Origin of the sequence: Azoarcus taiwanensis (assembly GCF_012910885.1) — a bacterium.
GTDB classification, from domain to species: Bacteria; Pseudomonadota; Gammaproteobacteria; order Burkholderiales; family Rhodocyclaceae; genus Azoarcus_F; species Azoarcus_F taiwanensis.
Window position 1 is genome coordinate 25,773 of the sequence record NZ_WTVM01000014.1, and the last position, 20,382, is coordinate 46,154.

Annotated in this window: 25 protein-coding genes; 10 read left to right on the top strand and 15 right to left on the bottom strand. The window is 63.3% G+C overall.

The genetic code is table 11. The features are described 5' to 3' along the window. Window positions 1-211 precede the first annotated feature (211 nt). From GPA21_RS03830 to GPA21_RS03845, 4 genes are read right to left on the bottom strand one after another with little or no spacing between them, the layout of a single operon-like run. Window positions 212-1,087: a phosphoribulokinase gene (locus GPA21_RS03830; protein WP_168986891.1), complete on the bottom strand. Its 876-nt coding sequence runs from the start codon at window positions 1,085-1,087 to the stop codon at window positions 212-214. Window positions 1,088-1,094: 7 nt separating this feature from the next. Then, window positions 1,095-1,367, bottom strand: coding sequence for a hypothetical protein (locus GPA21_RS03835; protein ID WP_168986892.1), 273 nt, complete (start codon window positions 1,365-1,367; stop codon window positions 1,095-1,097). Between the two features lie 41 nt (window positions 1,368-1,408). After that, window positions 1,409-2,218, bottom strand: a complete 810-nt coding sequence (locus GPA21_RS03840) for an inositol monophosphatase family protein (RefSeq protein WP_168986893.1) — start codon at window positions 2,216-2,218, stop codon at window positions 1,409-1,411. 1 nt (window position 2,219) lies between these two features. Next, entirely contained in the window at window positions 2,220-2,777 is a 558-nt protein-coding gene (locus tag GPA21_RS03845) for a thioredoxin family protein (protein ID WP_168986894.1), read from the bottom strand. A gap of 107 nt (window positions 2,778-2,884) precedes the next feature. Here GPA21_RS03845 and GPA21_RS03850 point away from each other — a divergent pair, with 107 nt between their 5' ends. The 5 genes from GPA21_RS03850 to GPA21_RS03870 all read left to right on the top strand — a co-directional run bounded on the left by GPA21_RS03850 (window position 2,885) and on the right by GPA21_RS03870 (window position 8,684). Beyond that, window positions 2,885-3,613: a 16S rRNA (uracil(1498)-N(3))-methyltransferase gene (locus tag GPA21_RS03850; RefSeq protein ID WP_168986895.1), complete on the top strand. Its 729-nt coding sequence runs from the start codon at window positions 2,885-2,887 to the stop codon at window positions 3,611-3,613. Window positions 3,614-3,664: 51 nt separating this feature from the next. Further along, the gene (pap, locus tag GPA21_RS03855) at window positions 3,665-5,152 is read left to right on the top strand and encodes a polyphosphate:AMP phosphotransferase (protein WP_168986896.1); all 1,488 of its coding nucleotides are present in this window, start codon (window positions 3,665-3,667) and stop codon (window positions 5,150-5,152) included. A 130-nt stretch (window positions 5,153-5,282) separates the two neighbouring features. Next, window positions 5,283-6,611 carry an amino-acid N-acetyltransferase gene (argA, locus tag GPA21_RS03860; protein WP_168986897.1) on the top strand — a complete coding sequence of 443 codons (1,329 nt, stop codon included), beginning with the start codon at window positions 5,283-5,285 and terminating at the stop codon, window positions 6,609-6,611. A 101-nt stretch (window positions 6,612-6,712) separates the two neighbouring features. Next, window positions 6,713-8,407: a sensor domain-containing protein gene (locus GPA21_RS03865; RefSeq protein WP_246261740.1), complete on the top strand. Its 1,695-nt coding sequence runs from the start codon at window positions 6,713-6,715 to the stop codon at window positions 8,405-8,407. 4 nt (window positions 8,408-8,411) lie between these two features. After that, complete coding sequence (locus GPA21_RS03870; RefSeq protein WP_168986898.1) at window positions 8,412-8,684, top strand: oxidative damage protection protein; 273 nt, start codon at window positions 8,412-8,414, stop codon at window positions 8,682-8,684. A 102-nt stretch (window positions 8,685-8,786) separates the two neighbouring features. Here GPA21_RS03870 and phoU read toward each other — a convergent pair whose 3' ends face one another. From phoU to moeA, 3 genes are all read right to left on the bottom strand, one after another. Then, complete coding sequence (phoU, locus tag GPA21_RS03875; protein ID WP_168986899.1) at window positions 8,787-9,491, bottom strand: phosphate signaling complex protein PhoU; 705 nt, start codon at window positions 9,489-9,491, stop codon at window positions 8,787-8,789. Window positions 9,492-9,565: 74 nt separating this feature from the next. Then, window positions 9,566-10,231: a ribose-5-phosphate isomerase RpiA gene (rpiA, locus tag GPA21_RS03880; RefSeq protein ID WP_168986900.1), complete on the bottom strand. Its 666-nt coding sequence runs from the start codon at window positions 10,229-10,231 to the stop codon at window positions 9,566-9,568. 39 nt (window positions 10,232-10,270) lie between these two features. Beyond that, window positions 10,271-11,518 carry a molybdopterin molybdotransferase MoeA gene (gene moeA / locus GPA21_RS03885; RefSeq protein WP_168986901.1) on the bottom strand — a complete coding sequence of 416 codons (1,248 nt, stop codon included), beginning with the start codon at window positions 11,516-11,518 and terminating at the stop codon, window positions 10,271-10,273. Between the two features lie 115 nt (window positions 11,519-11,633). Here moeA and GPA21_RS03890 point away from each other — a divergent pair, with 115 nt between their 5' ends. Continuing rightward, entirely contained in the window at window positions 11,634-12,449 is an 816-nt protein-coding gene (locus tag GPA21_RS03890) for a ferritin-like domain-containing protein (protein ID WP_246261741.1), read from the top strand. Window positions 12,450-12,499: 50 nt separating this feature from the next. On the opposite strand, the gene GPA21_RS03895 is transcribed toward GPA21_RS03890, so the two are convergent. Continuing rightward, window positions 12,500-13,120 (bottom strand): c-type cytochrome, encoded by a 621-nt coding sequence (locus tag GPA21_RS03895; RefSeq protein ID WP_168986902.1) that lies wholly within the window; start codon window positions 13,118-13,120, stop codon window positions 12,500-12,502. Between the two features lie 122 nt (window positions 13,121-13,242). Between GPA21_RS03895 and yihA the strand changes: the two genes are divergently transcribed. Together yihA and hemB are read left to right on the top strand one after the other, a co-directional pair. Further along, window positions 13,243-13,863: a ribosome biogenesis GTP-binding protein YihA/YsxC gene (yihA, locus tag GPA21_RS03900; RefSeq protein WP_168986903.1), complete on the top strand. Its 621-nt coding sequence runs from the start codon at window positions 13,243-13,245 to the stop codon at window positions 13,861-13,863. A 194-nt stretch (window positions 13,864-14,057) separates the two neighbouring features. Further along, on the top strand, window positions 14,058-15,074 hold the full coding sequence (gene hemB / locus GPA21_RS03905; protein ID WP_168986904.1) for a porphobilinogen synthase: 1,017 nt from the start codon (window positions 14,058-14,060) through the stop codon (window positions 15,072-15,074). Window positions 15,075-15,078: 4 nt separating this feature from the next. Here hemB and GPA21_RS03910 read toward each other — a convergent pair whose 3' ends face one another. Beyond that, the gene (locus GPA21_RS03910; protein WP_246261742.1) at window positions 15,079-15,732 is read right to left on the bottom strand and encodes a pyrimidine 5'-nucleotidase; all 654 of its coding nucleotides are present in this window, start codon (window positions 15,730-15,732) and stop codon (window positions 15,079-15,081) included. After that, a complete protein-coding gene (locus GPA21_RS03915; protein ID WP_168986905.1) occupies window positions 15,729-16,610 on the bottom strand; it encodes a methyltransferase domain-containing protein in 882 nt (293 codons plus the stop codon). Before GPA21_RS03915 ends, GPA21_RS03910 begins: the two co-directional genes overlap by 4 nt. Before the next feature lie 76 nt (window positions 16,611-16,686). Between GPA21_RS03915 and GPA21_RS03920 the strand changes: the two genes are divergently transcribed. Next, on the top strand, window positions 16,687-17,403 hold the full coding sequence (locus tag GPA21_RS03920; protein WP_168986906.1) for a ComF family protein: 717 nt from the start codon (window positions 16,687-16,689) through the stop codon (window positions 17,401-17,403). Window positions 17,404-17,421: 18 nt separating this feature from the next. Next, entirely contained in the window at window positions 17,422-17,886 is a 465-nt protein-coding gene (locus GPA21_RS03925) for a tRNA (cytidine(34)-2'-O)-methyltransferase (RefSeq protein WP_168986907.1), read from the top strand. 29 nt (window positions 17,887-17,915) lie between these two features. Here GPA21_RS03925 and GPA21_RS03930 read toward each other — a convergent pair whose 3' ends face one another. From GPA21_RS03930 to GPA21_RS03950, 5 genes are all read right to left on the bottom strand, one after another. Then, window positions 17,916-18,902 (bottom strand): NAD(P)H-dependent glycerol-3-phosphate dehydrogenase, encoded by a 987-nt coding sequence (locus GPA21_RS03930; RefSeq protein ID WP_339379803.1) that lies wholly within the window; start codon window positions 18,900-18,902, stop codon window positions 17,916-17,918. A gap of 28 nt (window positions 18,903-18,930) precedes the next feature. Next, complete coding sequence (locus GPA21_RS03935) at window positions 18,931-19,377, bottom strand: SH3 domain-containing protein (RefSeq protein ID WP_168986909.1); 447 nt, start codon at window positions 19,375-19,377, stop codon at window positions 18,931-18,933. Window positions 19,378-19,384: 7 nt separating this feature from the next. Further along, complete coding sequence (secB, locus tag GPA21_RS03940; RefSeq protein WP_168986910.1) at window positions 19,385-19,870, bottom strand: protein-export chaperone SecB; 486 nt, start codon at window positions 19,868-19,870, stop codon at window positions 19,385-19,387. Between the two features lie 47 nt (window positions 19,871-19,917). Then, on the bottom strand, window positions 19,918-20,166 hold the full coding sequence (grxC, locus tag GPA21_RS03945) for a glutaredoxin 3 (protein ID WP_168986916.1): 249 nt from the start codon (window positions 20,164-20,166) through the stop codon (window positions 19,918-19,920). Between the two features lie 17 nt (window positions 20,167-20,183). Then, window positions 20,184-20,382 (bottom strand): rhodanese-like domain-containing protein (locus GPA21_RS03950; RefSeq protein WP_168986911.1); only part of this gene is annotated, 199 nt, incomplete at its 5' end.

A 20,382-nucleotide genomic window follows, 5' to 3' on the forward strand; every position in this document is an offset into this window, starting at 1 on the left:
GGGCGTGTAAAACGCAGCATTATCGCCGAAACAGGCAGTTCCGGGTAGCTTCACAGGCAGTGTTGCTACGTTGCCCGTGCAAAGCCCGGCCATGATCCCGGGGGCGGGGATGGACCAGCCCCCTCCGCTCCAGCTGCCACTCGCGCTGCCGCTGTAAGGCTCTCTTCGCTGCGTGGGCTGGCCCATCCCCGCTTCAAGCTGGATGAGCACGTCACACCAGCTTGCGCCGCTTTTCCATCAGCTTCCAGATCAGGGGGGTGAGAATGAGTTGCATCGCCAAGTCGAGTTTTCCGCCCGGGATTACGATGGAGTTGGCGCGCGACATGAATGCATCGCTGATCATGTTGATCAGATAGGGAAAGTCGATGCCGCGCGGATCGCGAAAGCGGATCACCACCATCGATTCCGCGAGGCTGGGGACATCGCGGGCGATGAAGGGGTTGGACGTATCCACCACCGGCACCCGCTGGAAGTTGATATGGGTACGCGAAAACTGCGGCACGATGCAATGCACATAGTCGTGCATCCGGCGCAGAATCGTGTCCTGCACCGCCTCCATCGAATAGCCGCGCACCCGGGTGTCGCGGTGCAGCTTCTGGATCCATTCGAGGTTGATCGTCGGTGCCACGCCGATCAGCAGATCGACATGGCGCGCGACGTCGATGGTGTCGGTGACGAAGCCGCCGTGCAGCCCTTCGTAGAACAGGCAGTCGGTGCCGACAGGCAGGTCTTCCCATTTTGTGAAGGTGCCCATCGGCAGGTTCCAGCGCATCGCCTGCTCTTCGTTATGGATGTAGAACCGCTTGCGGCCGACGGCAGATTCACCGTAGCCGCGAAACAGTGCCTCGAGTTCTTCCAGCAGGTTGGCCTCCGGGCCGAAATGGCTGATACCGCGTTCGCCCCGCGCTTCTGCCTCGTCGATCAGTTGGCGCATTTCATCGCGCGTATAGCGATGAAAGCTGTCGCCTTCGACGATGGCGGCGTTGACGTTCTCGCGATGGAAGATCGCCTCGAAGGTGTGCTTGACCGTCGTGGTGCCGGCACCGGATGAGCCGGTTACCGCGATGATGGGATGTTTCGACGACATCGCGGCCTCAGGATGTGGTGTCGGAGTGCGAGCGCTCGCCACTGAAGTAGCGCCTGGCTGCGGTTACCAGCACGTGCACCTCCAGTGGCGACAGGTTCGGATAGTTTTCGTGCACTGCGCGATAGGCGAGGTGATCCATGGTGCCGTGCCCCCAGCTGTTGCCTTCATCGAAGAACGGTCGTATGCGCTCTATGGCATCGTGGAATACCGAGCGGACCGCGTGGTGCTGGCGACGTTCTTCGATGGGACTGTTGGCTGTTGCCGGATCATTTGTTTGCATGGCGATGGACGACTCGTGTTCGTTGCGGACGTTTCTTATACTCAGGAGCGTGCGCTGACCCAGCTCCGCCAGTCGCCAAGCAGGGTCGGGCTGGCGGCCGCAATCACGCCGCGTTTGACGGCAGGGCCGGCCATCAGCGAGCTGCCGTCGAGAGCAGCCGACTCGCCGCCTGCCTCCGACAGGATCAGATGCCCGGCGGCGTAGTCCCAGAGCATCTGACCGCCGTGCAGGTATATGTCCAGCCGACCAGCCGCAACGAAACACCATTCGAGTGCGCTCGAGCCGAAGTTGCGCTGGGAGTAGTAGGGTGGGCGAACCGCGAGCTCGTCGCCCAGGCGATTGGAGATCCGTTTGAAGTCGATGCCCGCGACTGCATCCGCCAGACGCGAGGCCGGTTCGCGTAGTGGCAGCTCTACGCCGTTGAGAAAAGCGCCGGCGCCTTTGGCCGCGTAGAAGGATTCGTCGGTGACCGGGTTGTAGACCACGCCGAAGCGCGGCTCATGGTCGACGAGATAGGCTATGGAAACCGCGAAGAAAGGGATGCCGTTGACGAAGTTCGTGGTGCCGTCGATTGGATCGATGCACCAAAGGCCTCGCGTGCCCTCCTGCCAGATACGTGCCTGCTCCTCGTGGGTCATTTCCTCGCCGAGTACCGGCCCGGGCAGGAGCTTTGGAAGCTCCTCGCAGAAACGTCGCTGCGATTCGAGGTCTGCTTCGGTGAATAGCGAACCGTCGGTCTTGCGATTCCGCGCGGTCTTCAGGTAGCGCGGGAGGATGGTGTCGCGTGCGACGTCCCTGACCAGGGACTCGAGGGCGCGGGCACGGGCGAGGCGATGGGCTGCGCTGGGCATGTCAGTCCTCCCGCCATTTGATCGAGCAACCGATGCCGGCCATCTGTTCTTCCGGCCCGCGACCGGTCTCGGCGATCTGGCGCATGGCTTCGAAGAGGTCGCGCCTCGCGTCCGGCGCAGCCGGGCTGCGTCCAGATGCGTCCAGGCGACCGCGGTACTGCAGCTGCATGTCCGCGTTGAATCCAAAGAAATCCGGAGTGCACACCGCGCCGTAGGCTCGCGCAACCGTCTGCGTTTCGTCCATCACGTAGGGAAAGGGGAAGTCGAGCCGCTGTGCGATGGCGACCATGTTGTTCCAGTCGTCCTCCGGGTAGACCGCGGGGTCGTTGGCCATGATCGCGATGCTGCCGATGCCCAGGGAGGCAAGTTCGCGCGTGTCGCGGATGATGCGGTCGATGACCGCCTTCACATAAGGGCAGTGATTGCAGATGAACATCACCAGCAGCCCCTTCGGGCCACGCGCCGACGCGAGCGAGTGACAGCGACCGTCGGTGCCCGGCAGATCGAAGGCCGGCGCTGGCCAGCCGAAATCGCAAATCGGAGTGGTGGTTGCAACCATGTCGGCGCTCCGCTGTTGGTGGCAGACCTATGATACCGCGACATTGCGGGACCATGCCGGGCAGGACACAATCATGCACATCGACAACAATTACGGGTTAAGGCGGTATGAGCGCTCCGCGGTTCTTCTGTGACGAGGTGATCTCCGGTCCGGGTGAGCGGATCCTCCCCGAGCGGATTGCGCACCATGCGGCGCGTGTGTTGCGGATGGGCGATGGCGATTCCCTGGTGCTGTTCGATGGCCGCGGATTGGAAGCGTGCGCGACACTGGTGCGACGCGAGCGCAGTTGGTGGGCACGGATCGAGTCGATCGCGCAGGTGTCGCGCGAGTCGTCGCTTGATGTCGTGCTGGTTCAGGCCTTGGCGGCTGCGGACAAGATGGACTGGGTAGTGCAGAAGGCGGTCGAGCTGGGGGTTAGCGCTATCCAGCCGGTGCGCGCGGCACGGTCGGTGGTGCGTCTGAGCGGGGAAAGAGCGGACAAGCGTGTGCTGCACTGGCGGCAAGTGGCGGTATCGGCCTGTGAACAAAGCGGTCGCAACCGGGTGCCGGAGGTCCGCCCGGTGAGTGACCTTGAGGCCTATCTTGCTTCGAATCCGGACGCGTCGCGTCGCCTCGTGCTCGAACCACTTGGCGGGGTCGGTCTGAAGAACCTGGATGAGCCGTTCGGGCCCCAGCATTTTCTCGTCGGGCCGGAAGGGGGGTGGACTGCCGAGGAGTCGGCGGCCTGTCGTGCTGCCGGTTGCGTGGGCGTGACGCTTGGTCCGCGTGTGCTGCGTACCGAGACCGCCGGGCTTGCAGCAGTTGCGGCGATGCAGGTACTGTGGGGTGATTTCTAGCCCGCATTCTGACGCGGCCGGTTCCGCTCGAGAGTGGTTTGAGGAGAGAACGTGTTCGAATCAGCCGAAGTTGGCCACAGTGTCACCAAGAAGGAGTATGACGCTGCGCTGCCCGATCTCCGCGCGGGTTTGCTGGACGCCCAGTTCGAAATGCTCGAGAAGCGCCGCTTTTCCGTCGTGGTGCTGATCAACGGAGTCGACGGCGCAGGCAAGGGCGAGACGGTCAACTTGCTCAATGAGTGGATGGACCCGCGTCACATCGAAGCGTGGGCCTTCGACGCACCCTCTACCGAGGAGGCGGAGCGGCCCTATATGTGGCGCTTCTGGCGTGCGCTGCCACCGAGGGGCAAGATCGGCGTGTTGTTCGGAAACTGGTACACCGACCCGATCGAAGGGCGGGTGCAGAAGCGCCTGGACGCCTCGGACTTCGATCAGATGCTTGGCCAGTTCAATCGCCTCGAGCGGATGTTGGTCAATGAAGGCGTGCTACTGATCAAGCTGTGGTTCCATCTCGGGAAAAACGCCCAGAAACAGCGATTCAAGGCGCTCGAAAGCGACCCCAAGACCCGCTGGCGGGTTACCGAGCGCGATTGGCGCTACTACAAGCTGTATGACCGCTATCGTGACGCGGCCGAGCAGGCCTTGCGCCGAACCAGTACCGGCGAAGCGCCCTGGATTGTCGTCGACGGTTCGGACGAACGCTATCGGGCCTTGTTCGTGGGTCGGACACTGCTTGCCGCGATCCGGCGGCGTCTCGAAGCCGACGAGCGTCATTTCCTGCCGAGGCAGAGCGCGCCCGCCCTGACCGAGGTGCTGGACGACAGGAATTTCCTCAACACGCTGGAGCTCGACCAGCCCTTGGGAAAACGTGCCTACGAAGAGCTGCTCGAGGTGATGCAGGGGCGGTTGGCCATGCTCACGCGCGACAAGGCGTTTCGTGACCGTTCCCTCATTCTCGTCTTCGAGGGCAACGATGCCGCTGGAAAGGGCGGAGCGATCCGCCGCGTGACTGCGGCGATGGATATTCGTCACTACCGTGTCATCCCGATCGGCGCACCGACCGACGAAGAGTTGACCCACCCTTACCTTTGGCGCTTCTGGCGGCAAATTCCGAGGCGGGGGCGGGTGGCGATCTTCGATCGGTCGTGGTACGGGCGGGTGCTCGTCGAGCGGGTCGAGGGTTTCTGCAGCGAGGCCGACTGGATGCGAGCCTACTCCGAGATCAACGACTTCGAGGATGCGCTGACTTCAGCCGGCGCAGTCGTGGTCAAGTTCTGGCTTGCGATCAGCAAGGATGAGCAGATGGCGCGCTTTCAGGCCCGTGAAGTGATGCCACACAAGCGTTTCAAGATTACCGAAGATGACTGGCGCAACCGTGAAAAATGGGAAGCCTACGAATTCGCGGTGTGCGACATGGTGGACCGTACCAGCACCGAGATTTCTCCCTGGACCGTGGTCGAGGCCGATAACAAGCGGCATGCGCGGATCAAGATTCTGCGCACGATCTGCGAGCGCCTGGAAGCGGCGCTTGGACGCTGAGTCGCCTCGCCGGTCGGCGAAGGGTAACCGTCGGTAAGCGCATGCCTTCAGCGTCGTGGCGAGTGGGCTAGAATGTCATCATTACCGGTTGCCGATCCCGGACCACAGCTTTTGCGACCCATTCACCAGCATGCACAACGTCGAGAAGGAATCCACCGAACAATTCGTCGCCTGGGTCAGGGGGGCTGCACCATACGTTCACGCCTTCAGAGGCAAGACGTTCGTCATCGGTTTTGGTGGAGAGGTCGCGAGCGGTGAGCGTGCCGAGCGCCTGGCCTACGACTGCAACCTGCTGGTCGCGCTGGGAATCAGACTCGTGCTGGTGCATGGCGCCCGCCCCCAGATAGAGGCGGAAATGGCCTTGCGCCGGCTGGAGCCGATCTACCACCATGGTCTGCGCGTGACCGACGCTTCGGCGCTCGAATGCGTGAAGGCAGCCATGGCGGTGACCCGACTGGAACTCGAGGCCAGATTGTCTCAGGGTCTGCCCAATACGCCGATGGCGGGCAGCTACATGCGTGTGACCGGCGGCAATTTCATTACCGCGAGGCCGGTCGGTGTGGTCGATGGCGTCGATTACCAATACACCGGAGCGGTGCGCAAGATCATCGCCGAAGAGATCCACGCGGATCTCGAACAGAACAACGTCGTACTGGTATCGCCGCTTGGTGTTTCGCCGGCTGGCGAGATCTTCAATCTCAGCATGGAGGAGGTTGCAGAGTCGATCGCCGTCGCGCTCAAGGCGGAGAAGCTGATCTACCTTTGCGATGCCCCCGGATTGCTCGACGACGAGGGTGAGTTGCTGGATTCAGTCACTGCCGACGAGGCCGAGCGCATGTTCGAAGCCGGCAAGGGGCTGACGGAAGATCTGCATCTTTTCCTGCCCTACGCGATTCGTGCGGTCAGGCGTGGCGTGTCGCGTGCGCACCTGATCGACTATGACAAGGATGGCGGGCTGCTGCTGGAGTTCTTCACGCATGCGGGCGTTGGCACCATCATCTCGCGTGACCCTCTGTTCCGTTTGCGCGAAGCCACCTTCGAGGATGTCGGCGCGCTGGTGGCCTTGATCTCGCCGATGGAGCTTGACGGCTCTCTGGTGCGACGCGGGCGGGAGTTGCTGGAGCAGGAGATTGACCGCTTCACCCTCGTCGAGCACGACGGTGTGCTGGTCGGCTGTGCCGCGCTCTATCCGTTCAGCGACGAGCGCGCCGCCGAGCTCGCCTGCCTCGCGGTAACACCCGAGTATCGTCGTTCCGGGTTGGGCGATCAGTTGCTCAGGCGTATCGAGCAGCGGGCGCGCATGCAACGGCTGGAGCGCCTTTTCGTGCTGACGACGCGTACCGCGCACTGGTTCAGGGAGCGTGGTTTCGTGGAGATTGGCCCCGAGGCCCTGCCAAGGGAGAAGCGCGAACTCTACAATTACCAACGCCGTTCCAAGGTGTTCGCCAAGTCGCTATGAGTGCCGCTGTCTTTCCCCCGCTTGCGTCATCCTTTGGGCGAGGGCGTGGGCAGGCTGTTGGAAGGTTCTCAAAGCGATCGGGTCAGCGTGGACAGATCAGCATGGTGTTGATCACTGCGGTGCTGGTGGCGGCAGCGTCGCTTGCCCTGATGGTCGTCGCAAGGTCGCTTGCCAGCATGGTCATGGCATTCTGGTTTGCGCTGGCGATCGGCGGTGTCGCGGGATTCATGACGCATCGTCACGTGCGGACGCGGGGTTGCGTGAGAGAGAAAACCGGGTCGATGCTCTCGGGACGGCTCGATCTCCTCGAGCAGGAGTTGCCCCGGTTCGAGATGGGCCTCCCCGAACCGGCGTCCGCCGAGATGCTTGATCGCATGGAGGCGGCGGTGGAGCGGGCGGATCTGCTACGACGCATCGCGGATGGCATGCACGATGTCGAAGCCTTGTTCCACATGGACGGGCGCCTGATCTGGATCAGCCCTTCGGTGAAGGGGCTCACCGGCTATTCGCCGGAAGAGTGTGCCGCAAGCGATGACCCCATTGCCCTTCTGGTGCACGAGCCGGACCTCGGATTCTGCAAGGGCGCGATCCGCAGGGCGGCGGAACGGCCCGGCAATGAGGTCGAGTCCTTCGAGATGCGGCTCGAGCATCGTGAGGGGGCTGTGCGTTGGGTCGCCTGCCAGTGGCGACGCATGGAGCGCGACGGAGAACCGGTCGGCCTGCGCATGTCGGCGCAGGACGTTCAGGACCGAAAGGAGGCTGAGTACCGCCTTCTGGAAACCGTCGCCGAGCTTCGGCGCTCGCGGGCGCTCAGCGAGCATTACCTGGCGCGAAGCAATGACGAAAGAATGCGTCTGACTGCATTGCTCGACGCGATTCGCCTTGGCATCCTGTTCATGGACCGGGATCACCGCGCACTCTACGTGAATCGTCCGGCGCTGGAGATCTGGGGTTTCCGGGCCGACGAGAACCTGATCGGCGTTCGCGACGTGGTCCTGCAGAGCCGGGTCGCGACGCTGCTGCAATCGCCCGACGCGTATTTCCGCCATGTCGCCGATGTCTTGTCGGGTGAGCACGATGGCGCGGCGGTCGAGGTTCACCTCAAGGATGGCCGGGTGGTCACCGAAATGTCGGCGGTCGTTGGCAAGGGTGTGGATGGGCGTGGGCTGGGCCGCGTCTGGATCTACGAGGATGTGACCGCACAACGCGAGATTGCGCACCGCCTGATCGAACTCGCCGAGCGAGATCCGCTGACCGATCTGTTCAATCGACGTCGCTTTCATGAGGAACTCGAACGGGTGCTGGCCGACGCGAGTCGCCGCGAATTCGAAGTCGGTCTTCTGCTCTTCGACCTGGATGGCTTCAAGCCGATCAACGACGCTTTCGGCCATCAGGCGGGCGACGATGTGCTGGTGACGATCGCACGGCGGGTGGGCGGCATCATCCGTCGCAACGAGACTTTTTTCCGGCTTGGCGGCGATGAGTTCGCGGTGCTGGTGCCGGACGCCGACGATGCAGGACTGCAGGAACTCGCCCGCCGTATAGTCGAAGGCGTGGCGGCTCTGTCCTTCGAGTTCGACGGTCAGCCGGCGAGCCTGACGGCAAGTCTCGGGATCGGACTGTTCCCACGCCATGCCCGCGACGGCGAGCGTCTGGTCGCGGTCGCCGATGCCGCGATGTATCGCGCGAAGGAGGGTGGACGGAACCGCTGGGTGATCGGGGAGCCGGCTCGGAGTGAATCCGATAGAATGCGGTCTTCGCATGACGAAACCAAAACCCTACGCAGAGAGGATTGAATTTATGGCTCGTATGGTCAATTGCGTCAAACTCGGTCGCGAGGCCGAGGCGCTCGACTTCCCGCCGGTACCCGGAGCGCTGGGCAAGCGCATCTTCGAGAACGTTTCCAAGGAGGCCTGGCAACAGTGGGTCAAGTATCAGACCATGCTGATCAACGAGAACAGGCTCAATCTGATGGACGCAAAGGCGCGCAAGTATCTTGCCGAGCAGATGGAGAAGCACTTCTTCGGTGAGGGGGCGGATCAGGTCAGCGGTTACGTACCGCCATCAGAGTGAAGTGAAAGCCTCGCCTTGAACGACAAAACCTGGCTTTCGCCGGGTTTTGTCGTTCTTGCCTGAACAGTCGCCGTGTTTCGATGGAGCGCGTTGCGACCGCGATCAGCGTTTCGCTGCGATCTGCTGCTCGATCTCCTCGATGCTCTCATGGCGCACATTGCGACCCTTCACGAGATAGACCACCTGCTCCGCGACGTTGGCGGCGTGGTCGCCAACACGTTCGATCGATTTTGCGATGAACAGTACATCGAGTGAACGGGTGATCAGTCGTGGATCCTCCATCATGTAGGTCGCAAGCTGGCGCACGATGCCCTTGAAGATTGCGTCGACCTCCTTGTCCTGACGCATGATCGTCGTGGATGCGCTCGGGTCGCGGCGGACGAAAGCGTCCAGCGCGGCGCGCAGCATGCTCACCGCCTTCGCACAGACATGATGCAGTTCCACTTTCGGGACGAACTTCGACTCGCTTTCGATGATCGGGCGCGCCGCCTTTGCGATCTTCTTGGCCTCGTCCCCGACGCGCTCCAGGTCGGAAACGATCTGGCGCACGCTGAGCAGCAGACGCAGATCCACGGCCGCCGGTGCATGGCGGACGATCATCTGCGTCGAGGTATCGTCGATTGCGACCTCTTCGCGGTTGATTGCCTTTTCGGTGCGAAGGACCTCTTCGACCAGTTCCATGTCATTGGTAGCCAGCGCATCCATGGCCCGCTCAACCTGCTGGCAGACGACCTCGCCAAGCATCAGAAGGCGTCTTTGCAGGTCGTCGAGTTCGGTGTCGAAGGGCGAGTAGGTATGCTTGGTCATGTTCATGGCCGGTGGTTCACTGAGGGTTGCAGATTAGCAGCGCAATGTGACGCTTATGTTTCAGTCGGCGGACCCTAGTGCTGGGCGACCATTCTGTCGACGCCGCCGGGAGTGGCCAGCAGGAGGATGTCGGCGCCACGATGCGCGAACAGCCCGTTGGCAACGACGCCGACGATCTGGTTGATGTCGGTTTCCAGTCGACGTGGGTCGGCAATGCGCAGACCGTGTACATCGAGGATAAGATTGCCGTTGTCGGTCACGAAGCCTTCACGCAGGACTGGCCGACCTCCCAGCCGGGTCAGCTCGCGCTCGACATAGGCTCGGGCCATGGGTAGCACTTCCACCGGCAGTGGGAATACGCCCAGGCACTCCACGCGCTTGCTTGCATCACAGATGCAGATGAAGCGTGTCGCGACCGCGGCAACGATCTTCTCGCGCGTGAGCGCACCGCCGCCGCCCTTGATCATCGCGAAACTGTCGTCGATCTCGTCGGCTCCATCGACGTAAACCGGCAGATCGGTGATCTGATTGAGGTCGAGCAGTGGAATGCCGAGTGCCTGGAGTCGCGCGCTGCTGGCTTCCGAGCTGGACACCGCACCGGCGATCCGCTCGCGCATGGTGCCGAGACCGTCGATGAAGTGATTCACGGTCGAGCCGGTGCCGACGCCGATAACAGCCCCCTCGGGCACGTATTCGAGCGCAACGATGGCCGCGGCCTTCTTGAGTTCGTCCTGGGTCATGGGTCAGTTCCGGTGAGTGAGAAGAGATTTGGCGGCCGCTCAGATCAGGCCGTCGAAGGGTTGAACGAGCACTTGCTGGCCCGGTTCGATGTTGCCGGATTCCTCTGTCAGCACGACGAAGCAGTTTGCATCCGACATCGATTTGAGGATCCCCGAACCCTGGGCACCGGTGAGCGAGACCCGCCGGCTCTCACCATCGAACTCGAGACGGCCGCGCAGGAACTCACGCCTTCCCGGTCGCTTGCGGATGGCGTCGGTGCAGATTGCGGGCACCAGAATGGGCGTCGGTAGCGGGGTGAGGCCACCCAGGTGCAACAGTGCATCGCGGACGAACTGATAAAAGGTCACCAGCACCGCCACCGGATTGCCCGGCAGGCCAAACATCCAGGCGTTTCCGATCCGGCCGAAAGCCATCGGCCTGCCGGGCTTGATGGCGAGTTTCCAGAACTCGACATGGCCAAGTCGATTGACCAACTCGCGGATGAAGTCGGCTTCGCCGACCGAAACGCCGCCGCTGGTCAGGATGACGTCCGCGGTTGCCGCGGCGTCGCGAAATGCGCGCTCGAGGCTCGTCGGCTCATCCTTGATTACACCCATGTCGATGACTTCGCAGTCCAGGCGGCGGAGCGCGCCGAAAAGCGTGTAGCGATTGCTGTCATACACCTGACCCGGTGCGAGCGGGCGGCCGATCGACGCGATTTCGTCACCGGTCGAGAAGAAGGCGACCCTGAGGCGACGGCGTACCGCAACCTCCGCGATACCCAGCGAGGCGATGAGCCCCAGTTCCGCAGGTCCGCAACGGCGGCCGGCAGCGATGGCCACGCCACCCAGCGCGAGATCCTCGCCTGCGCGACGCAGGTGCTGGCCCTTTCGCTGGTCGGCGGGGATGATGACGCCATCGCCATCCTGCCGGGTTTCTTCCTGTGGCACGATGGTGTCGGCGCCGCGCGGAATCGTCGCGCCGGTCATGATACGAATGGCTTGGGCCGGCCCGGCCATGCCGGAAAACGGTTTGCCCGCAAAGGCTGTGCCGACGACTTTCAGCCGGGTTTCGTCGTCTGGCGAGAGGTCCTCGGCGCGGACCGCATAGCCGTCCATTGCCGAGTTGTCGTGTGCGGGCACATTGAATGGGGCGACCACGTCCTCGGCCAGAATCCGGTCAAGTGCGTCACGCACCGCGACCTGCTCCCAGCCCTGAACCGGTACGATCTGGCCGAAGATCAGCTCTCGGGCCTCAGCAACCGTGAGCATGGATCTCGCGTTCTGGGGCGAGGATGACTGGTTCATGTGCAATCCTGTGTGTGACGATAATTCTTTTGGGGATTATAGCCGTGTGCATGGCGTGCTCGTGGGCGCGCGGGTACGCGGGTAGACTCGGAGGCCCGGTGGAGACGCCGCATTAATGATCAGCTCTTCCATGACACCTTCGGTTCACGAGTGTGCGCATCAGGCTCTGATGCTGTCCGACCCCGACGAGAAGTGCGCCGCAGTGGCTGCTCTGTGCGACCGCCTCGCGTCTGGCGTGTGCACGGTGGCCGAAGGCGAGAACGATCCCTTGCCGGTCTGGCAGCCCGGGCGGCCCGCACGCCCCGAGCTCGTATCGCCCCAGGCGGTTCCCTTCCGCCGCCCGGGCTCGCGCGAGGGGCATGCTGCCTTGTTGCATGCGATCGTGCACATCGAGTTCAACGCGATCAATCTCGCACTCGATTGCGTAGCGCGATTCCGCGCCTTTCCCGCCGAGTTTCACCATGCCTGGCTTGCAGTTGCCAGCGAGGAAGCCTTGCATTTCGGGCTGGTTCGGGGGCGACTCCGAGCGCTGGGCTTCGACTACGGCGATTTCCCCGCTCACAATGGATTGTGGGAGATGGCATGCCGGACGGCACATGACCCTCTGGCTCGCATGGCGTTGGTGCCGCGGGTGCTCGAGGCGCGCGGCCTGGATGCGACGCCGCCGATCATGGGCAAGTTGCGCCGCATCGGTGATGCAGAAAGCGTCGCCGTGCTCGAGATCATCCTGCGCGACGAAGTCGGCCATGTCGCGCTCGGCGACAAATGGTTTCGCGCGCTCTGCGCCGAGCGCGGTCTGGATGCCGAGCAGGCCTACGTGGCGCTCATCGAGTCATTCGGCGCGCCCTGGCCGCAGCCACCTTTGAACGAGCAGGCACGGCTGGCCGCCGGGTTTTCCATGGACGAACTCGAACGCCTGGGACGAAAATGAAAAAGGGGGTGGTCACCCACCCCCTTTCAAGCCTGCGTATTCCGCAGTGATCAGCGAAGACCCGCGGCGTAGTCGGCGACTGCGCGCATCTCCGCATCGGTCATCTTCAGTGCGATGTCGCGCATCATTTCGTTGGGGTCGTTCGCGCGCTCGAGCTCGCGGAAGGCCTGCAACTGAGTCAGCGTGTACTGGGCGAACTGGCCCGAGATCCGCGGGTATTCGGCGGGCATGCCAGCCCCGGCCGGGCCGTGGCAGGCGGCACAGGCGGGCACACCCTTAGATGCGATGCCTGCGCGCCAGATCTGCTGGCCGAGCTCGATGGTGTCGAGACTGGTGGCCGACTCGGGTTTGAGTTCCTGTGCTGCGTAGTATTCGGCGAGCGCGCGCTTGGTCTCATCGTCGGGCACCATGACGATCATGCCGTTCATGACTGCATTGACTCGCGCCGGCGCTTCGCCCTCGATCGAGCTGTAATCACGCATTTGCTTGAAAAGGTATTCCGGAATCTGGCCGGCGAGCTTCGGGTTTTCCGGCAGTACGCTGTTGCCATCCAGACCATGACAGGCTGCGCAGACAGTCTCGGCGAGCTGTTTGGCAGTGGCTTCAGCGGAGGCGTGGGCCTGGAAACTGCCGACAAGCAGTAGCGAAAGCAGCAGGGAACGCTTGATCATAGTGTCCTCGGAAAAGCCGTGAGCGGTTGTCTCAAACTTGATATTCTATAACAAGAAGCTCTTTTTGCGCGACGCGATCGGGCTTTTTCTCCCCCGTCCATGCCCATCGCACGCCTTTCCGAATGCCTATCTTCCGCAACGCACAATTCGAGATCTCTATCGCCAACAATCGCGACCTGCCGCCAGCCGCCGCCGCAGAGATCGCCTTTGCCGGTCGTTCAAACGCAGGCAAGTCGAGCGCGATCAACACGCTCGCCGGGCACACGCGGCTGGCCTTCGTGTCGAAAACGCCCGGCCGCACGCAGTTGATCAACTTCTTCCGCCTGAACTGTGGCGCCGCTCTCGTCGATCTGCCGGGATACGGCTATGCCAAGGTGCCTGAGGCGGTACGCAAACAGTGGCAGGGGCTGCTCGAACGCTACCTGCGAACCCGTGAGAATCTCATTGGTCTGGTGCTGATCATGGACAGTCGGCATCCGTTGACGCCGCTTGACCGTCAGATGATCGACTGGTTCGCACCCACGGGTCGGCCGATCCACATCCTGCTGACCAAGAGCGACAAACTCTCGCGCAACCAGGCGTCGGCATCGCTGGCGTTGGTGCGGCGAGAGCTGTCGGCCCTGGGCGAGCAAGTCAGCGTGCAGTTGTTCTCCAGTCTCAAAAAGACCGGCGCAGACGAGGTCGAGAAGGTGGTCGCCGGCTGGCTCGGGCTGGATCAGGATGCACCTGTGGGTGAGGCCTGAAAAAGAAAGACCCCGAGCCAAAGGGGAAGAAAGACCCGGGGTCGAACGCCTTAGCATGAAGGCTCCCGCTCAGGGAGGGAAAGCGGGGGATGGCTTGACCCATCCGTCGGTTGAGAGTGATCAAGGAAGATTTGGTTCCCGCCGTGCTTGAATGACAAGCTATCGCCGCAACACGAACGAACTCAGGAGTGCTGATGAGACCGACCGGTGCCTTTCCTTCCACCCGCATGCGCAGGATGCGCCGCGACGACTTCTCGCGCAGGCTGATGCGTGAATCGACACTGTCCGCGGACGATCTGATCTACCCGGTGTTCGTGCTGGACGGGCAGTCGCGTACCGAGGTCGTGGCCTCCATGCCCGGCGTGGAGCGGGTGACGCTCGATCGGCTGCTGCCGGTTGCCGAGCGGGCGCTCGAGCTGGGGGTGCCCGCGCTGGCGCTTTTCCCGGTCATCGACGCCGCGGGCAAGACGCCGGGGGCCGAGGAGGCCTGGAACCCTGACGGCCTGGTGCCGCGCGTGGTGAGCGAACTGAAGCGGCGCTTCCCCGAGCTTGGCGTGATCACCGATGTCGCCCTTGACCCTTACACCAGCCACGGCCAGGACGGACTCATCGATCCGGATGATCCGCGTGGCTATGTGCTCAACGACGAGACGCTCGAGGCGCTTGCCAAGCAGGCGCGCTGCCATGCGGAGGCTGGCGCCGACGTGGTGGCCCCCTCCGACATGATGGATGGCCGGGTTGCTCGTATCCGCGCCGAACTCGATGAAGGCGGCTTCATCCACACCCGCATCCTCGCCTACTCGGCCAAGTACGCGTCGAGCTTCTATGGACCTTTCCGCGATGCCGTCGGCTCAGCTGCGAATCTCGCAGGTGGCGACAAATACACCTATCAGATGGACCCGGCCAACAGCGACGAAGCGATCCGCGAGGTCGCACTGGACATCGCCGAAGGTGCGGACATGTTCATGGTCAAGCCGGGAATGCCTTACCTCGACATCGTGCGTCGGGTGAAGGCCGAGCTTGGCGTGCCGACCTACGTATATCAGGTCAGTGGCGAGTACGCGATGCTGCGCGCTGCGATCGCCAACGGCTGGCTTGCCGAACGCGCTTGCATCATGGAGGCGCTGCTCGCGTTCAAGCGTGCCGGGGCTGACGGAATCCTGACCTATTTCGCGCTGGATGCCGCCCGCTGGCTGAAAGGCGGGGCGTGATCGGTCAGCGCCAGACCTTGCCGATTGCGCGCCGGAGATCAAGGATCGAGTCGACCTTGAGATCCACATAGGCTGGTTGGCCGAGATTTCGGCCGACCAGCACAGTCTTCATCCCCAAGCGTTTGGCTGTACGCAGATTCTCGGTGCTGTCTTCGACCAGGATGCAGCGTGCCGGGTGGAGTCGCTGGTCGTGCAGCAGGTGGCGGTAGGCGCGAATGCCCGGTTTGGGCTGGTAGCGCATGGATTCGATGCCGTAGATCTCCGAAAAGTATCTGCGTACGCCCATCGCGCTGACCACCGCGCGAACGTATTCGCCCGGTCCATTCGAGAATACGATCTTGCGCCCGGGTAGGCCACGGAGCATCGCGCGCACCGCGCGGTCGAAGACCATCATCTTGTGAAGCTGGTCGAAGCGATGGGTTTCGCGCAGGAAATGGTCCCGATCGGTACCATGATGTCGTACCAGACCCAGCAGGGTCGCGCCGTAGCGTTGCCAGTAATGCGTCCGGAGCGCGTTGGCCTGCTCCTCGTCCACACCCAGGTTGCGGGCGACGTAGGCGGTCATGCTGCGGTTGATATGCGGGAAGATGTGAGCACTGGCGTTGTGCAGCGTGTTGTCGAGGTCGAACAACCAGGTCATGCCCCACTCGCGATTCATCGCGGTGTGCTCCTTGGGGTGAAACGGATGATGTCACGGCCATCGGCGGCCTTCTTCGGTTCTGCGCGCCAGGCGTGTCCCTGTACGATCTCGAAACTGATCGCGATGCCCTCAGCCTGGCGGATCGCCTCGAGGCGCTCGCGCAGGGCCGCCCATTCCTTGCGACCACTGAGACCCCGTGGCCTCGAGCGAGAGGCATTGTTGGTGCCGGTAAGGCGCAGGTCTTCGAGGAGGGCATCGACATCAGGGTACGTGATCGTGAGCATGTCCATGTCCATTACCGGATCCGAGAACCCGGCGCGTACCAGCGCATCGCCGATGTCGTGCATGTCGATGAAGCGGTGCACCCGCTTGCCGGCGCCGTCGCCGAAAGCCGCGCGCAGTTGCTGCAAGGTGTCCGGGCCGAGAGTGGAAAACATCAGCAAGCCGCCGGTCTCGAGCACGCGGTGAGCCTCCGCCAGCGCCGGCATGGGGTCCGACAGCCAGTTGAGCATCAGGTTTGACCACACCAGCGATACACACCCGGTCGCCAGCGGCAAGGCCCGCGCATCGGCGCAGACCGCGGCCTGTCGAGGCGAGCGCGAGAAAAGGTTTCGCAGCACACTGCGCGGCGGTTGTGCGCGAACCAGTGCGGGCCATGCGAAGTCCGCAAGAATGCGTTGAGCCGTGGGGTAGCGCCTCGCAAGTGCCTCCTGATCAAGGCCGGTGCCGCAGCCCAGATCGAGAATGCGGCTGGGTTCGATGCGAATGTAGTCCAGACGTTCGTCCATGCGTCGCGCGACCTCGCGGGTCAGCGGGTCCGCCGGGGCGTTACGGCTGGCGGCGCGGCTGAAGCGGCGGCGCACCAGCTGCGGGTCGAGCCAAAATTCGGAGTCCATGGGGCGAGATCTGTCGGGAGATCGAAATATTTGTATGGCATTATGCGGGCTCTGACGAGCGTGAGCATGTTCCGCCATGAGTCTTTCACTGTCAAACCGTGTCGCGAGCTTCGCCTCGGCGTGGGTCGAGGCCTTGCTGCCCCGGGTGTGCTTTCTTTGCGGCGGGCACGGCGACGGGCAGCGCCTGTGCCCAGCCTGTGTCGCAGGTTTGCCGGAAAAACCGGTTGCGCACTGCCCGGTATGCGCGCTGCCCTCGGTCGACGACATTGTTTGCGGTCGCTGTCAGCGAGATCCACCGGCCTTCGATGCCACCATCGCGCTGCATCTGTATGTCTTTCCGATGGACCGCATGGTGCAGGCGCTCAAGTACCGTGGTGACCTGTCGGTGGCGGCCTACTTCGGGCGCGAGCTGTCCAATGCGTTGCCGTACCCGAACTACGACCTCGTCGTGCCGATGCCGCTCCATGTCAGGCGCCTTCGCGAGCGCGGTTTCAATCAGGCCGTGGAGATTGCGCGCCACCTCGGCCGGGCCCACGGTCTGCGGCTGGGCTCCGGGACAGTGCGTCGTGTGGTGGACACACCGCCCCAGGCGGACTTGCCATGGCGTGAGAGAAAGGCGAACATGCGCGGCGCCTTCGCCTGCGACACCAGTCTGGATGGCCAGCGGGTGCTGGTCATCGACGATGTGATGACGACCGGCGCCAGCCTGGATGCACTGGCGCGAAGCCTGAAGGCCGCAGGCGCGGCACAGGTCGACAACCTGGTCGTTGCCCGCACCCCTCCACCCGGATGAGTTCGTCGAGATCCGCAAATGTTCAACGTCGTTCTGTTTCAGCCTGAGATTCCGCCCAATACCGGCAATTCGATTCGCCTCGCGGCCAATACCGGTATCCGGCTTCATCTGGTTCGGCCGCTCGGCTTTGACCTCTCGGATCGCAACCTGGCTCGGGCCGGGCTCGACTACCACGACCTCGCGCGGGTATCGGTGCATGACGACTGGCAGGCATGTGTCACCGCACTGGGCGAGACGCGAATCTTCGCCTTCAGCACCCGTGGCACCGTTCGCTATGATCAGGCCGCTTTTCGCGCTGGCGATACTTTTCTGTTCGGCCCCGAAACACGGGGCCTGCCGCAAGCAATGCTGGATGAGTTGCCCGCCGGGCAGGTGCTGCGTCTGCCGATGCGACCTTCGAACCGCAGCCTCAACCTGTCGAACACCGTGGCGATTGTGGTGTTCGAGGCCTGGAGACAGAACGGCTTCTCCGGCGGCGGCTGAGCAAGAGGCGGGGGAGTGCGGCTCGACCGCTATTCGTGGCGGGGTTCGCGTGACAGCAGCAGCTCTACTGCATCGCGGGGTCCGATGCCGTCGCTATGGAGCAGGGCGTCGATCGCCTCGGTGATCGGCATCTCCACGCCTTTGGTAGAAGCCAGGCGCAGTGCGGCGCGCGCTGTCGGCACCCCTTCGGCAACGTGGCCGAGTTCGGCCAGAATCGTCGGCAGGGACTTGCCCTCGGCCAGCGCAAGTCCGACTCGTCGATTGCGGGACAGATCGCCGGTGCAGGTGAGGATGAGATCACCCATGCCGGTCAGGCCCATGAGGGTTTCCGGGCGGGCGCCGAGTGCGACGCCAAGGCGGGTGATCTCGGCCAGGCCGCGGGTGATCAGTGCGGCGCGGGCGTTGAGTCCAAAGCCCATCCCGTCTGACACGCCCGATGCGATCGCGATGACGTTCTTCAGGCCGCCGCCCACTTCGGCACCGACCAGATCGGTGTTGCTGTAGATTCGGAAGCGGGGCTGGTGCAACACCTGAAGCCAGTGTTCGGCGAAAGCCCGGTCTGCCGATGCAAGTGTCACTGCGGTCGGCATGCCGGCACCGACCTCGGCTGCGAAGCTTGGCCCGGTTAGTACGCCGCAAGCGGCATCGGTGCCGAGCTCCGCGCGCACGATCTCGTGAGGAAGGCGCCCGGTTTCGGCCTCGAGCCCCTTGCAAGCCCATATCAGCGGCGTGCCGGGCACAAGTTCTCGCAACGCACGCAGGGTTGCACGCAGACCGGCAAGCGGCGTGACGACCAGATGGAGTCCAGCGCCGCGGGCGGTCTCGGTGAAGTCTGCGCTGACGCGAAGGCGATCAGGGAAGGCGACTCCGGGAAGGTAACGACGGTTGCTGCGCTCAGCCTCCATCGCCTGCACGGCCGCGGTGTCGCGAGCCCACAGGGTCACCTCATGCACGCGGGCGAAGGCCACTGCAAGCGCAGTGCCCCAGGCGCCACCACCGAAAACCGCAATCCGCACTAGTCCAGCCTCCGCGAAAGCGGTCTGCTCACAGACCCCAGACTTCGGTGATTCGGACGTATCCGGTTTGTCCGTCGCGGTGACGCACATGCGCCCATCCGGCTTGCGGCGGAGCGAGCAGATCCAGCACCACGTCACGACGCGCCTCGAACGTGATGGCAGCGCCGTGGTCGGGCGCGCTACGCACGGTCGCTCGCTCGGCAGTCACCATCAGCGTGCGCTGCGGCGTCAATGCGACGCCTTCGAGCCAGTTCATCCCCCCGGAGGCGTCGCGTACGCGCACCCAGGCGCCGGATTCCACCACGACCTCGACGGGTGTGCCCGGGGCGAGGATGAACAGCGGGCGGGCGCCGGTCGAAGGTGCGTCGAACAGTATCGCGTGCCGGCTGACCGAGCGGTACTCGATCGCCGACGCCGGTGCCGCCATGAGCAGCGTGGCCAGCGAAGCAATGGCCAGATGTGCGAAGCGCTTCATCGGGCGATTACTGGATCTTGATGTCGGCGCCGCCGTCGCCTGCGGCAGCTTGCTGTTGCTCGGCCTGCTGTTGTTTCTGGGCATGGTAAAGCGCCTCGAAATTCACCGGCGCGAGTATGACCGGCTGGAACCCGGCACGGGTCACCGCGTCTGACACGGCTTCGCGCGCGTAGGGGAAAAGGATGTTCGGGCAACCGATCATCATGACCGGCTCAATTTCCTGCTGCGGCACATTGCGAATCTGGAAGATGCCGGACTGCGCGACTTCGACCATGAACAAGGTCTTGTCGTTGGGGAGCTTGGCAGTTGCCGTGACGGTCAGCGTAACCTCGTAGATCCCTTCCTCGACATTGTTGCCGGCGGTACGCAACTGCACATTGACCTGAGGGTTTTCGCGCTCGAGGAAAACCTTCGGGGCGTTGGGAACCTCCAGCGACAAATCCTTGACGTAGAGCTTTTCGATGGAGAAGACGGGTTGGGCTTGTTCAGTCATTGCGTACCTTGCTGTTTGGTGCGGAAAGAAAATGGGTCGGGACGGTGTCAGGCTTGACCGGAAAGCAATGAATCAAGCTTGCCCTCACGGTCCAGCGCAAAGAGGTCATCACAACCCCCGACATGGTAATTGCCGATGAAAATCTGGGGAACCGTTCTGCGTCCCGTCAGGCTCATCATCACGTCGCGTTGCTCGGGGTCGAGGTCGATGCGGATCTTCTCGACACCGCTCACACCCTTGCGCAGCAACAACTGCTCGGCGCGGACGCAGTAGGGGCACACGGCGGTAGCGTACATCCGGACGTGGGGCGTACTCACTTGCTCTTGTCCTTCTTCTTGCGGCTGATCGGCTGCCCGGCCTTGTCCCATTCGAGCATGCCGCCGCGCAGGTTGAAGACTTTCTCGAAGCCCTGCTTCTTGAGCTTGGAAACCGCCGAGCCGGAGCGCATGCCGCTCGCGCAGCAGAAGATCAGGGGCTTGTCCTTGAGCTTCTTCAGCTCGTTGTCGCGGCTG